Raw genomic sequence first — 13,680 nt, 5'->3', positions numbered from 1 at the left:
TGTTTCCGCTCACTCACACTTACGCGTGTGGCTTCTCGCCGTTCTCATCCTGGTCGACCGCAAAGCAGGCCACCAGTTGACCGTTGTAATCCTTCAGCTGCGGCTGCAACTGAGTACATGGCCCAAAGCGACGACTGCAGCGGGCATTGAACGCACAGCCCGGCGGCGGGTTCAGCGGGCTTGGCAGCTCGCCGGTCAGCTTAATACGCTCGCGACGTTCGTCCGGGTTCAGACGCGGGGTAGCAGAGAGCAGCGCCTGGGTGTACGGATGACGCGGATTGGAGAAGATCTGGTCTTTTGTACCCTTTTCAACGCAGCGGCCGAGATACATCACCATCACTTCATCAGCAATATGCTCAACCACCGACAGGTCGTGCGAGATGAAGACATACGACAGCCCCAAATCCTGCTGCAGATCCATCATCAAGTTCAGCACCTGTGCACGCACGGAAACGTCCAGTGCAGAGACAGGTTCATCAGCAATCACCACGTCCGGGTCAAGCATCAAACCACGGGCAATGGCAATACGCTGACGTTGACCACCGGAGAACATGTGCGGGTAACGGTCGTAATGTTCGGTTTTCAGACCGACTTTCGCCATCATCTCCAGCGCTTTCTCGCGAAGTTCAGCTTTGCTCAGATTCGAGTTAATTTGCAGCGGCTCTTCCAGAATCTGTCCCACTTTTTTACGCGGGTTCAGTGAACCGTAAGGGTTCTGGAACACAATCTGGATTTTCTGACGACGCAGCTTCTGCGCATGCGGATCGTGCTTGAGCAGATCCTGCCCCTGATAGTAAAGCTCGCCCCCGGTCGGGGTTTCGATCATTGTCAGCAGGCGACCCAGCGTAGATTTACCGCAACCAGACTCGCCCACCACCGCCAGCGTTTTACCGCGTTCGAGAGTGAAAGAGACGCCATCAAGCGCTTTGACCAGGCGTTCCGGGGCAAACATCCCTTTCTTCACCGGGTAGTGTTTTTTCAAATCAATGGCCTGCAACAGCGGCTGTTGCGTGGTGGCCTCATGCGTACTCATAGGGTCGGCCTCCCGGCATCATCGAGTGGGTAGTGGCATTTCGACTGACGTCCGTCTGCGAGCCTGTTCAGCTCCGGCTCGTCGACACGGCATTTGTCTGTTGCATACGGGCAGCGCGGGTTCAGCAGACAGCCATTCGGGCGGTCATACTTACCGGGCACCACACCCGGCAGTGATGCCAGTCGGGCTTTGTCCTGCGCAAATTCCGGCAGCGCACGCAGCAACGCCTGGGTGTATGGATGACGCGGTGCACGGAAGATATCCGTCGCAGCACCCGCTTCCACCACCTGGCCTGCGTACATCACGATGATTTTATGTGCTGCTTCCGCCACCAGCGCCAGATCATGAGTAATCAGGATCAGCGCCATGTTCTCTTTCTGCTGCAGTTCGAGCAGCAGTTCGATGATTTGCGCCTGGATGGTCACATCCAGCGCCGTGGTCGGTTCATCCGCAATCAGCAGTTTCGGCTGACAGGCAATCGCCATGGCGATCATCACACGCTGGCTCATCCCACCGGAAAGCTGGTGCGGGTAAACGTCCAGACGCGAAGCCGGGTCAGGGATACCAACCTGGTTGAGCAGGTCAATGGCGCGCTGACGGCGGGTTTTCTTATTGCCGCCCTGATGCACCTTAATCGCTTCCATAATCTGGAAACCGACGGTGTAGCACGGGTTAAGGCTGGTCATCGGGTCCTGGAAAATCATCGCCACTTCGGAACCCACCAGACTGCGGCGCTCTTTTTCCGAAATGCGTTTCAGATCCTGACCGTTAAACTCCAGCTTCTCGGCCATCACGCGACCAGGGAAGTCAATCAGGCCCATAATCGCAAGTGAACTGACCGATTTACCGGAACCAGACTCACCGACAATCCCCACCACTTCGCCCTGATTTACGCTATAGCTTATGCGATCTACTGCGCGGAACGCGGCCCCTTCGTCGCCGAAGTGCACCGATAATTTATCTACATTTAATAACGCCATCTCGAACCCCTTACTGCTTCAGTTTAGGATCGAGCGCATCACGCAGGCCGTCACCCATCAGGTTAAATGCCAGCACCGTCAGCAGGATCGCCAGACCCGGGAAGGTCACGACCCACCAGGCACTCTGCGCGAACTGCAACACGTCGGAGAGCATGGTGCCCCACTCCGGTGTTGGCGGCTGCGCGCCCATGCCAAGGAAGCCGAGGGCAGCCATGTCGAGAATGGCGTTCGAGAAACCAAGCGACGCCTGAACAATCAGCGGCGCAAGGCAGTTAGGAAGAATGTTGACAAACATCTGACGCATCGCGCCCGCACCCGCTACACGCGAAGCGGTAACGTAGTCGCGGTTGACCTCCACCAGCACGGCGGCACGCGTCAGTCGCACATAGTGCGGCAAGGCAACGAAGGTTAGCGCCAGCGAGGCGTTGACTATCGACGGACCGAATATCGCCACCAGCACCAGCGCCAACAGCAGGCTCGGCAGCGCCAGCATGATGTCAACGATACGCATGATAACGGTATCCACGATGCCACCGAAGTAGCCAGCAACCAGGCCGAGTACGACCCCCATCAACAGCGACAGAACCACCACCAGGCAGCCAACCAGCAGCGACAGACGCGCACCGAACATCAGGCGCGATAAGGTATCGCGGCCCACGTCATCGGTACCGAGCAGATGCGACCAGGTGCCGCCATCCTGCCAGACCGGCGGAGCCAGCAGCGAATCACGGAACTGTTCTGCCGGGTTATGCGGCGCAAGCACGTTCGCAAAGATGGCAATCAGCAGCATAATGACAACATACGCCAGACCGACAACCGCGCCTTTGTTACGTTTGAAGTAATGCCAGAACTCCTGCAGCGGGGTCATAGGCACCGGTGCAGCAATAACTTTAGTTTCAGTAGATTGTGACATGATGGCCCCTTACTTCTTATGCCGAATACGCGGGTTCACCACGCCGTAAAGCAGGTCGACCAACAGGTTGACGACAATGATCATCGTTGCGACCAGCAATACCCCGCCCTGCACAACCGGATAGTCGCGGCGTTGCAGTGCGTCAATCAGCCAGCGCCCAAGGCCCGGCCACGAGAAGATGGTTTCCGTCAGGATGGCCCCTGCCAGCAATGTTCCCACCTGCAGACCGATAACGGTCACAACTGGCAGCATCGCATTACGCAGCGCATGGACAATGATGACGCGCATGCGGGTCAGCCCTTTGGCGCGTGCGGTACGGATGTAATCCTCACCCAGTACTTCCAGCATGGAGGAGCGGGTCATACGCACGATAACCGCCAGCGGGATAGTCCCGAGCACGACGGCAGGCAGAATCATATGCGCTACCGCATCAATGAAGTTGCCGTCCTCGCCCCAGATAGCCGTATCAATCAGCATAAAGCCAGTCAGCGGGTTGCTGTCATCAAGGAACACCATATCGCTGACACGCCCGGAAACCGGGGTCAGGTTAAGCTGCACCGAGACCAGCATAATCAGCATCATGCCCCACCAGAAGATAGGCATGGAGTAACCGGTCAGCGCGATACTGACAGCGGTATGATCGAAAATGGAGCCACGTTTTACCGCAGCCAGTACGCCTACCGGGATCCCCACGGCAACGGCGAAGATCATGGCGCAGATACCCAGTTCCATGGTCGCTTTAAAGCGCGGCACGAACTCGTCCCACACCGGAAGACGGCTCTTAAGAGAGATGCCTAAATCACCGTGCATCACACCCCAAACATAGTTGACGTATTGCTCCCACAGCGGCTTGTTAAGACCAAGCTCCGCCAGCAGCTGAGCATGACGCTCAGGAGAGAGACCACGCTCACCCGCCATGATCATCACCGGATCGCCGGGGATCATATGGACAAAGGCAAAGGTGAGAAGGGTGATACCGATAAACGTAGGGATGACGAGCCCTAAACGTCGGAGGATGAACTGCAACATAACCCGGATTCTCTGTAGTGACGCTCCGCCTGGAGGCGAGACGTCTTTATTGCTCACAAATGTAAATTCCCTGCGGACAGGGAATACATGCCCCCCTCTCACCCGAAGGAAGAGGGGGGCATAGGGTGCCTATTATTCTACTGACACGTTTTCGAAGTGGTGTTTGCCCAGTGGATCAACCACGTAGCCTTTAACTTCTTTACGTACTGGCTCATACACGGTGGAGTGAGCAACGATCAGTGCCGGAGCCTGGTCATGCATCACAACCTGAGCCTGTTTGTACAGTTCAACACGCTTGTTGTGGTCGTCGGTTGCGCGAGCCGGTTGAATCAGGTCTTCAAACGGCTTGTAGCACCAGCGAGAGTAGTTGGAACCGTCTTTCGCAGCCGCACAGCTGAACAGGGTAGCGAAGAAGTTGTCCGGATCCCCATTGTCCCCGGTCCAACCCATCATCACAGCCTGGTGTTCGCCTGCTTTAGCGCGTTTCAGGTACTCGCCCCACTCGTAGGTAACGATCTTGGCTTGTACACCGACTTTCGCCCAGTCAGCCTGAATCATCTCAGCCATACGGCGAGCGTTCGGGTTATACGGACGCTGTACCGGCATTGCCCACAGCTCAACGGTGAAGCCTTTCTCGTGGCCAGATTCTTTCAGCAGTGCTTTCGCTTTCTCAACGTCGTAGGTGTAATCCTTAACGTCGTCGTTGTAGCCCCACATGGTCGGCGGAATCAGGTTTTTCGCCGCGGTGCCAGCACCCTGGTAAACCGCTTTGATGATCGCTTCTTTGTTCACCGCGTAAGTCAGCGCCTGACGCACTTTCACGTCATCAAACGGTTTCTTCTCGGTGTTGAAGGACATGTAGCCAACGTTCAGACCCGCTTGCTCCAGCAGGTTGATGTTTTTGTCCTGCTTCATGCGAGCGATGTCAGCCGGGTTCGGGTACGGCATAACCTGGCACTCGTTTTTCTGCAGTTTGGCATAACGTACAGATGCGTCAGGCGTGATGGAGAAGACCAGACGATCGATCTGCGGCTTGGTGCCCCAGTAGCCTTCGAAGGCTTTGTACAGAATGCGGGAGTCTTTCTGGTATTGCAGCAGCTGGAATGGGCCAGTCCCGATGGGGTCCAGGTCCACTTTATCCGGCGTACCGGCTTTCAGCATGTTGTCTGCGTATTCTTTGGACAGAATTGACGCGAAGTCCATTGCCAGGTCAGCCAGGAATGGCGATTCCGGGCGGGTCAGCACGAACTGGACAGTATTGTCGTCAACTTTTTTCACTTCGCTGATGAGCTCAGGTAAGCCCATGCCTTCGAAGTATTCATAGCTGCCGCCAGAGATTTTGTGGTACGGGTTCTGATCGTTTTTCTGACGATCGAAAGAGAACACGACGTCGTCTGCGTTGAAATCACGCGTCGGTTTGAACTCTTTATTATCCTGCCACTTCACGCCTTTACGCAGGTGGAAGGTGTAGGTTTTACCATCGGCGCTGACTTCCCACTTCTCAGCCAGGCCAGGGATAACTTCAGTGGTACCGGTTTTGAACTCAACCAGACGGTTATAAATCGGCACAGAGCTTGCGTCGTAAGTGGTACCAGAGGTGAAAAGCTGTGGGTTAAAGCCCTCAGGCGAACCTTCTGAACAGTAAACCAGGGTTTTTGCCTGCACGCTTGCAGCCACAGTCATCGCCACCAGGCTAAGACCGAGCTTCAGCATCCCTGACTTCTTCAAGGAAATACTCATTATTCTGCTCCAATGTGATATGTGTTGTTACCCTTGCGCTGGGTTATCCGACAGGCCTTTATTTGTTTTTTACCTGGACTTATCGGCAGTTATGAGAGATGGGAAATCCTTTCACGGGGTTGACTGAGTTGCAGTGCAGATTCTCCATGAAATGCCCCTCATGCCCTACAATCTGTCAATAGAATGTCAAAACGTCAATACAGGTAACGGGGATTTACATCGTTGATGAGAATCAACAAACAAAGTTAAAAAAAACTTCAAGGTGGTATTTTCAGCAGGTAAATTTGTGCTACGCGCCACAAAGCAGAATAATTCCCTTAAGAATTTACTGTATATGGTGTTTATCGTTTGTACAGATTATGAAAAATTTCTGACGAAATGATGAATATGTGAGCGATAAATACCGCGAACGTTAAAACGCACAGCGTAAAATGCTGCCTCTATCCATAAGCAACGCGAAAAAAGATTTAACTATATATAAAAAAATACAATGGAATATGTCACAAAACGGTGAGCAGGCAGGGTGAAATAACGTTAAACGAGGGTTAAAAAACGGGACTTTTTTTGCCCGGCGATGTGAGAAATGTAACATTCGCCGGGCTGTACAATTAGCTTTCCATGCGTGAATTACACAATGCCCGTGGTCACAGTGAAAGATCGTGTCTGCTGTGGCGCTATCTCTATTAATGAACCGTTGCGTGCCGCGGCCAGGAACCCTTCCGGGCGGCAGGTAGCAGGCAGTGCAAAGGCCGCCACCTGCTGATCACCGTTATACAGAATCCAGCGGGTCACATAATTCAGCTCTGCACTCGAGAATCGGGTCATGAACGTCGTGCCATCCGGCGCAATCATGCGAAATTCGGGCGTATCAGTATATTCATCCAGTTTATCGGCAAAGAAGACGATTTCCGGATCGTAAAATACAGGGGCGTCCAGCGTCGCTATGGAGGCCTCGCCCTGTATTATCCGCTGATTAAACGCCAACCACTGCTCAGTGGGTTTCACGTGTGCAGGTACCGATTCACGCAGTTTTAATGCCGCATCCGGGATGTTCTGACTAAAGGTGGCTTGGGGCACATATGCATAGTTCATATGGCACATGTACTGCAACGGCATTGCGACCGAGGCCATATTGGTCACCGCCATCTGGATATCAAACAGCGCGCTCGCCTTACGCAGCACCACCGCAGGCTGTGCCTGATAGTGATGACCGAAGCCCATCACATATTCATACCGCCCGGTAACGCGCAACGCATCCCCTTCCAGTTCAAGCCAGGCCTCATCCATTGCCGCGCAGGCCATTTCGCCGTGCAGCGGATGGGTATCTTCCGCCGACGGGCAGCCGTTTGCCAGCAGCCCTGAATGAAACGCGAAGCAACCGTAGGTCGCCACCACTTCCGTCGCCAGCTTAGGCTGGCTGAACATGTTGCGCATGGTCAGGTCATGACCATCAAATTCGGCATCCCAAATCATCTGCCCCATCCAGGGCAGAATGACGAGATGACCGCGACTGTTCTGGACCTTCAACCCTTCCACTCCGCTGGCATAGCGAAAGGCAGTAACCGTAAAGTCACTATTTTCCAGCAGGATCCGGGGCAGCTCAGTAAAAAGTGAACGCCATAGAGGGAGACGCGTTGCCATTATGATTCTCCTTAAGAAGCTATCGCTTCGGTCACATCATTACGCACTTTGCTTTCGCGCCAGAAGTAGAGGCCAACATAGACAAAGCAGAACATGGAGACCAGGAACGAGAGTTGCAGCGAGTGGAACATGTCTGCCACGTAGCCCTGAATCGCCGGGACGACCGCCGCACCAACAATCGCCATCACAATCACAGCACCCGCCATTTCGGTATGTTCGTTATCTACGGTATTCAACGTGCCTGCGTAAATGGTCGCCCAGCAGGGTCCAAACAGCACGCTCACCAGTACCGCTACATACACGGCACTGAAGCTCGGGGCCAGCGACACGTAGGCCAGGAAGAGCGCACCGATGACGGAGTATAAGATCAAGACTTTCTCCGGATTGAAGCGCGTCATCAAAATATTGGCGATAAATTTACCGATGAAGAAACAGATGAAGCTGTAGACCATGAAGTTGGAGGCATCACGCTCGTTAATGTCACCCAACTCCAGCGCCAGGCGAATGGTGAACGACCAGACCGCAACCTGCATACCTACATAGAGGAACTGTGCCACGATGCCGCGGCGAAAACGCCCGTTACTCGCAAGGTAACGCAGCGTCTCCATCGCTGATGGGCGTTTATGGTTTGCCGTCTGTGCCACTTTACAGGTCGGGAAGCGGGTCAGCAGGAACAGCACCATCACCACGACCAGCACCATAATCATGTACTTGTAAGGCTCGAGGGTGTTTTCCAGCATCAATACTTTGAAGTTATGGATCTGCTCAGCATTCATACCCGCCATCTGTTTTTCCAGGCTTTCCCCTTCGGAGAAGACCAGGTATTTACCCAGCAGGATGCCCGCGACCGCACCGATAGGGTAAAAGGTCTGGCTGATATTGAGGCGCAGGGTGGCGTGCGCCTTCGGACCAATCATCGAGCTGTAGGTATTCGCTGCCGTCTCCAGGAAGCTTAAACCAATGGCGATAGCAAAGATGGCGGCGAGGAACATGGTGTAGGTTGCCATGTGCGACGCAGGGAAAAAGAGCGTACAGCCGACAATATACAGAGTCAGGCCGGTTAATATCGCCACTTTATAACTGGTTTTCTTAATAACCAGCGAGGCCGGAATCGCAATTAAGAAATAACCGCCATAAAATGCACTCTGCACTAATGCAGAGGCAAAGTTGCTAAGCGAAAATACACTTTTAAATTGCGTAATCAGAATATCATTTAAAGCCGCTGCACATCCCCATAACGGGAATAAACAGGATAACAAAATAAACTGGAACAGAGGGGTCTTATTCAGATACCCATCAGGCATCTGAATGATGTTTTTATTGTTCATAGTGCTACCTTTTACTTTGCAGGGTGATAGTTATTCGTTTAAGGACAGATATTCGTTAAATTGTTCAATGCTCGGATAAGAAGATTGGGTGCCTTTGCCCGTGACGCTAAACGCAGCGAAGAGGACGGCTTTTTTCATGGCGGCTTCAACATTGCCGTTCTGAACGTAGTAGTGGGCGAAGCAGCCGATGAAGGCATCGCCCGCACCACTGGTATCAATAGCATTGACCTTGAAGGCGGGCACATGTACTTCCTGGTCTCGGGTCATCCATAACGCCCCTTTTTCGCCCATCGTAACAATAATATTGTTCAGCCCTTTATCGAGCAGACTGCGCGCCGCGGCACGAATATTATCGTAACTGTCTACCGGCATGCCGGTTAATATTTCCAGCTCGGTTTCATTGGGTACAAAGAAATCACATTTGCAGGCATAGGACATATCTAACTCACGTAATGCCGGTGCCGGATTTAATAACACTTCGATACCGTGTTTTTTCCCGAATTCAATAGCGTGATAAACCGTTTCAAGCTGGACTTCGAGTTGCAGAACAATAAGCTGACATTTTTTGAGATCTTCCGCAGCGCGATCAATATCTTCCGGGGAGAGGAATTTATTTGCGCCTTTAATAATCAGAATACTGTTACTGGAATTGGCATTCACAAAGATTGGCGCCACCCCGCTGCTGGTGCAGGGGACTTTTTCCACATAGGTGGTATTAATGCCCCAGGATTCCAGATTACGGATGGTGTTATCCGCGAAGATATCGTCCCCGACTTTGGTCAGCATCAGCACTTTCGAGTTAAGTTTGGCCGCTGCCACCGCCTGGTTTGCCCCCTTGCCGCCACAACCGATTTTAAACGCAGGCGCTTCCAGCGTTTCCCCTTCTTTCGGCATCTGGTTGGTATAAGTGATGAGATCCACCATGTTTGAGCCGATAACTGCGATATCCATTTTTACTACCTCTCAGAAACAATCACGCAACAATGATATTAAAATAACATTATCATGTTACTTTCGTATCATTTGTGATTATGATCGCGATTACAGGATCATTTTTCTGATTATTTAATCACCGACTTTTGTGTTGCTCGTCACACACACGCTTCAACAACAAACCATAACCACTTGAAAATAATCATTTAAATAACAATAAAAACAGCCAGTCACACGCTTTTAATTATGATCTGCCAGCAGTATAGTAGTGCAACAATGTGATGTTCCTGAAGCCACACAAATGTTACTAATGGAACATATGCAAGACGACTGGCGGGGAAGTGAATGGAAACCAAGCAAAAAGAGCGCATCCGGCGTTTGATGGAGCTGCTGAAGAAGACTGACCGAATCCACCTTAAGGAGGCCGCCCGCATGCTGGAGGTCTCGGTAATGACGATTCGCCGCGATCTCAGCCAGGATGATGAGCCGCTGCCGCTAACGCTGCTGGGCGGCTACATTGTGATGGTGAATAAACCCGCCTCATCGTCTCCCTCCCCGACCCCCGCCAAAAGCGCGCACCATCGAGACGACCTGCCCGTTGCCATTCTGGCAGCCGGACTCGTCAGCGAAAATGATTTGGTCTTCTTTGATAACGGGCCGGAGATGCCGCTGGTCGTAAGTATGATCCCGGATGATATTACCTTTACCGGTATCTGTTACTCACACCGGGTGTTTGTGGCGCTCAATGAGAAACCCAATGCCACAGCAGTGTTATGTGGTGGTACCTATAAAGCAAAAAGCGATGCGTTTTACGATGGTAACAACCCGTCAGCACTGGATTCGCTTAATCCACGCAAAGTGTTTATTTCCGCCAGTGGCGTGCATGAACATTTTGGCGTGAGCTGGTTCAATCCGGACGATTTAGCGACTAAACGCAAAGCGATGGAGCGCGGGTTACGTAAGATTTTGCTTGCCCGCCATGCCCTGTTCGATGAAGTCGCGCCCGCGAGCATTGGGTCGCTGTCAGCGTTCGATGTGTTGATAAGTGATAAGCCGCTGCCGGTGGATTACGCGACGCATTGTCGCAATGGGTCGGTGAAGGTGATTACGCCGGAATCGGAGGGGGAGTGAGTCAGGCCTAAGGTTTAATGGAGGTGCATTTTATTTCGGCGGATTGTTCCGTTCACTTCAATTTCATTGCTTCTCTAAAGCAGGATCACCTGTGAACGTGCAAGGGTGGTTCACCGCCACCACCCTTGCAACCCTGGCTCCCGGCAAGGAAAATTGCCGCTGACGCGGTGCACTCCGCTTTTTCCTTTAGACTATCGGGTCGGGCGCGATGCAGCGTCCCTGCAACGCGCGCCCTGAACCCGCATCCCTGCGGGTTCCCCCGGCCTTACGGAAACACGTCGCCAATTTTCAGCCGGACCCACCACACCTGATCATGTGTGCGTTTTATTAAAAGCAAAAACCGTTTACCTGAAAGGCAGTATCTTACAGCGAGATTTTCTGGTCCGGCTGAAAATCGATGAAGCGTTGACGGCTGACCGGGGCCGCCCACATGGATGTGGGCGGAGGGGATAGCCTACAAGGATGTAGGCTGGTCCCCGACCCGATAGTCAGACGGCATAAGACGAATGAACCGCGGCGGCGAGCTTCCCTTGCACGTTCACGTGTAGAGAGGCGTCATGTGAATAATGAACTTGAGGTGAACGGAACAATACCTCAGAGCGAGCAAACTCTACCCCCTCCTCTCCAAGCTCCAGAACGCAAAAAGCCTGCTCAAAGAGCAGGCTTTTCTAATTTGGTCGGTGATAGAGGATTACTCGCCACTACGTGGCTCGCCCTGCGGGCCGTTGCTCACGCAACGTTCTCTCGCTTCGCTCGAGTCGAACCTCTTCCCCCGGAGGTTCTCATCCTCATCGGCTCCAGAACGCAAAAAGCCTGCTCTAAGAGCAGGCTTTTCTAATTTGGTCGGTGATAGAGGATTACTCGCCACTACGTGGCTCGCCCTGCGGGCCGTTGCTCACGCAACGTTCTCTCGCTTCGCTCGAGTCGAACCTCTTCCCCCGGAGGTTCTCATCCTCATCGGCTCCAGAACGTAAAAAGCCTGCTCAAAGAGCAGGCTTTTCTAATTTGGTCGGTGATAGAGGATTCGAACCTCCGACCCCTTCGTCCCGAACGAAGTGCGCTACCAGGCTGCGCCAATCACCGAATGCGGGGCGCATCTTACTGCCGCGTCCCGCAACCGTCAACCACTTAATGTTAAAAAGCTAACTGACTGGTGAGAAAGACATCAGGCCTTATTTGGCCGCCTCTGACGGCACATGACACCAGTTGTTATTTTCATTAATACCACCGTTTGGCGACGTGTAACCGAGGCAACCCATAATGGTGTCATACAGCTCAACATGGCGACGCGGTACCTTCATGTCCGCTTCCTGCTTCAGGTGAGCGAACATTTTTGCTTTATCCGGATCTTCCAGGTATTTGTCTGACATCCACACCATCATCGGTACGCGGAACTGCTCTGGCGGAGCCATTTTACGTGGCGTGCCATGCAGATGTTCCCTCTCGTTAATCGACTCGCCGTGGTCTGAGGCATAGAAAACAATCGCTTTCTTATCGCGCACTTTATCAATCACGCTGTCGATAAAGTGATCCACATAGGTCACCGAGTTATCAAACGAGTTAATCATCTCCGCTTTACTGCACTTATCATCCACGCTGACACATTCTGGTGTCCACTGCGCAAAACTGCGCGGGTAACGTTGGGTGTAGTTAAAGTGCGACCCTTTGGTGTGCATGATAATCAAATGCTTACCGCCGATATTGTTATCCAACGAGCGTTGCATTTCGTTAATCAGCAGCATGTCATCGACGTTTTTGCCACGGTTGCGCGGCTCGGCACCAATCTGCTCACGATAGGCAATATTGTCTGCCATGGTGTTGCTGTAGAACCACATCTCGCTTTGCATCGCGTACAGGTCGGAAGAGAAACCGAGCTGTTTCAACACGGAGAAAACGTTCTGTTCTTTGAGCGTGCGCTGCGGGTTGTCATCCGCCCCACCCTCACGCACAAACATACAGCGCAATGAAAGTTTGGTGGCGGTATCACAGGAATAACCGCGGAAAGCGACCAGGTTTTTCTCCTGAGACAGCTTCGGCGTGGTATTACGGGAATAGCCCAGCAGCCCCATATGATCCCAACGCGTCGTCTCGCCAATCACAAACACCACAAAGGTGTCATCCAGCCCTTTTGGCGCAACGTAGGTGTATTTTTTAGCCGGGTTTATCAATGATTTATAATCTGAAGATTCATCCACCTGCGCCCAGGCATAGAGCCCAAGAGCAGAAAGCCAGTTAGAAGGCAGGTACGAGTTTGCCACCACGCCACCGTAGCTTGGCATGTCAACACCAGAGGTGCGCTCTTCATGCTTCTGCTGCAGATCCAGCAGGCGAATCGGCCCCCAGACCATCAGTCCAGCAATCACCACCAGGGAGACGCTTTTCACCCGTAGGCCCGGTGTACGCAGCTGACGCAGGAGCGTGTAGCGACAGCGGTTATTCCAGATTGAGAGCAGCGGCAACAGGCTAACCAGGACAACCCAGACAATAAGCTGCCAGCCCACCACCTCTTTGGAGAGATCGATATCCGTCGTCATTACCGACGCGATAATCCCATAGCCAATCACCACATTTAAAAACGTCATGTAGTAACTTGCCGCAGCGGAAAAGAGTACCACCAGCGACGCGAGCACGCGCCAGGCGCGGCGTCCGAACAATGAGAGCATGCGTAATAAAAAGAAGGTCACTAAAACAGTGCCAACCAGTTCAACTACCGCAGAGAGTCCTTTCCAGACGGTGAACGCTTGCGCATAACCGTCAAACCGACGGAGAAAAACCGCGCTATTCATAAATAAGCCGATATACAACGCCAGCAGAAAACTAAGCCTCTGCTGAGTCATTGATTTTATAAAACTCATGCAAGCAACCCTGGAAAAAGGGGATAACGATGCCAACCTGACAGGGTTTTCACTCTCTGCAGGCTGATAAAACGCGGGAAGTTAATTAAGGAACTTC

Annotated in this window: 10 protein-coding genes, 1 tRNA gene and 2 other RNA genes; 1 reads left to right on the top strand and 12 read right to left on the bottom strand. The window is 52.7% G+C overall.

What is annotated here, in order from left to right; translation table 11 throughout:
- Positions 1-19: 19 nt before the first annotated feature.
- From dppF to rbsK, 8 genes are all read right to left on the bottom strand, one after another.
- Entirely contained in the window at positions 20-1,033 is a 1,014-nt protein-coding gene (gene dppF, locus AC5JPW_RS01420; protein WP_494237861.1) for a dipeptide ABC transporter ATP-binding subunit DppF, read from the bottom strand.
- Positions 1,030-2,013: a dipeptide ABC transporter ATP-binding protein gene (gene dppD / locus AC5JPW_RS01415; protein ID WP_494237860.1), complete on the bottom strand. Its 984-nt coding sequence runs from the start codon at positions 2,011-2,013 to the stop codon at positions 1,030-1,032. Before dppD ends, dppF begins: the two co-directional genes overlap by 4 nt.
- Positions 2,014-2,023: 10 nt before the next feature.
- Entirely contained in the window at positions 2,024-2,926 is a 903-nt protein-coding gene (gene dppC / locus AC5JPW_RS01410) for a dipeptide ABC transporter permease DppC (RefSeq protein WP_494237859.1), read from the bottom strand.
- A gap of 9 nt (positions 2,927-2,935) precedes the next feature.
- Positions 2,936-3,955 carry a dipeptide ABC transporter permease DppB gene (dppB, locus tag AC5JPW_RS01405; protein WP_494237858.1) on the bottom strand — a complete coding sequence of 340 codons (1,020 nt, stop codon included), beginning with the start codon at positions 3,953-3,955 and terminating at the stop codon, positions 2,936-2,938.
- Between the two features lie 132 nt (positions 3,956-4,087).
- Complete coding sequence (gene dppA, locus AC5JPW_RS01400; protein WP_494237857.1) at positions 4,088-5,695, bottom strand: dipeptide ABC transporter periplasmic-binding protein DppA; 1,608 nt, start codon at positions 5,693-5,695, stop codon at positions 4,088-4,090.
- A gap of 627 nt (positions 5,696-6,322) precedes the next feature.
- The gene (locus AC5JPW_RS01395; protein ID WP_494237856.1) at positions 6,323-7,336 is read right to left on the bottom strand and encodes an aldose 1-epimerase family protein; all 1,014 of its coding nucleotides are present in this window, start codon (positions 7,334-7,336) and stop codon (positions 6,323-6,325) included.
- An 11-nt stretch (positions 7,337-7,347) separates the two neighbouring features.
- Positions 7,348-8,664 (bottom strand): L-fucose:H+ symporter permease, encoded by a 1,317-nt coding sequence (fucP, locus tag AC5JPW_RS01390; protein WP_494237854.1) that lies wholly within the window; start codon positions 8,662-8,664, stop codon positions 7,348-7,350.
- A 30-nt stretch (positions 8,665-8,694) separates the two neighbouring features.
- Positions 8,695-9,615, bottom strand: a complete 921-nt coding sequence (gene rbsK, locus AC5JPW_RS01385; RefSeq protein ID WP_494237853.1) for a ribokinase — start codon at positions 9,613-9,615, stop codon at positions 8,695-8,697.
- A 327-nt stretch (positions 9,616-9,942) separates the two neighbouring features.
- On the opposite strand from rbsK, the gene AC5JPW_RS01380 reads away from it, so the two are divergent.
- Entirely contained in the window at positions 9,943-10,728 is a 786-nt protein-coding gene (locus tag AC5JPW_RS01380; RefSeq protein ID WP_494237852.1) for a DeoR family transcriptional regulator, read from the top strand.
- A 674-nt stretch (positions 10,729-11,402) separates the two neighbouring features.
- Here AC5JPW_RS01380 and AC5JPW_RS01375 read toward each other — a convergent pair.
- The 4 genes from AC5JPW_RS01375 to eptB all read right to left on the bottom strand — a co-directional run bounded on the left by AC5JPW_RS01375 (position 11,403) and on the right by eptB (position 13,583).
- Positions 11,403-11,535, bottom strand: a non-coding RNA gene (locus AC5JPW_RS01375) — RtT sRNA.
- A 33-nt stretch (positions 11,536-11,568) separates the two neighbouring features.
- Positions 11,569-11,701: non-coding RNA, RtT sRNA (locus tag AC5JPW_RS01370), on the bottom strand.
- A gap of 33 nt (positions 11,702-11,734) precedes the next feature.
- Positions 11,735-11,811, bottom strand: a tRNA-Pro gene (locus AC5JPW_RS01365).
- 89 nt (positions 11,812-11,900) lie between these two features.
- Positions 11,901-13,583, bottom strand: coding sequence for a kdo(2)-lipid A phosphoethanolamine 7''-transferase (gene eptB / locus AC5JPW_RS01360; protein ID WP_494237851.1), 1,683 nt, complete (start codon positions 13,581-13,583; stop codon positions 11,901-11,903).
- Positions 13,584-13,680: the final 97 nt, after the last annotated feature.

The sequence above is a fragment of the Phytobacter sp. genome (genome assembly GCF_059074235.1).
This window is presented reverse-complemented; position numbering and strand designations above follow the sequence as displayed.

Bases quoted from the DNA above. Each gene is read 5' to 3' on its own strand.
- dppF (WP_494237861.1), bottom strand. From the start codon at position 1,033: ATGAGTACGCATGAGGCCACCACGCAACAGCCGCTGTTGCAGGCCATT.
- dppD (WP_494237860.1), bottom strand. From the start codon at position 2,013: ATGGCGTTATTAAATGTAGATAAATTATCGGTGCACTTCGGCGACGAA.
- dppC (WP_494237859.1), bottom strand. From the start codon at position 2,926: ATGTCACAATCTACTGAAACTAAAGTTATTGCTGCACCGGTGCCTATG.
- dppB (WP_494237858.1), bottom strand. From the start codon at position 3,955: ATGTTGCAGTTCATCCTCCGACGTTTAGGGCTCGTCATCCCTACGTTT.
- dppA (WP_494237857.1), bottom strand. From the start codon at position 5,695: ATGAGTATTTCCTTGAAGAAGTCAGGGATGCTGAAGCTCGGTCTTAGC.
- AC5JPW_RS01395 (WP_494237856.1), bottom strand. From the start codon at position 7,336: ATGGCAACGCGTCTCCCTCTATGGCGTTCACTTTTTACTGAGCTGCCC.
- fucP (WP_494237854.1), bottom strand. From the start codon at position 8,664: ATGAACAATAAAAACATCATTCAGATGCCTGATGGGTATCTGAATAAG.
- rbsK (WP_494237853.1), bottom strand. From the start codon at position 9,615: ATGGATATCGCAGTTATCGGCTCAAACATGGTGGATCTCATCACTTAT.
- AC5JPW_RS01380 (WP_494237852.1), top strand. From the start codon at position 9,943: ATGGAAACCAAGCAAAAAGAGCGCATCCGGCGTTTGATGGAGCTGCTG.
- eptB (WP_494237851.1), bottom strand. From the start codon at position 13,583: ATGAGTTTTATAAAATCAATGACTCAGCAGAGGCTTAGTTTTCTGCTG.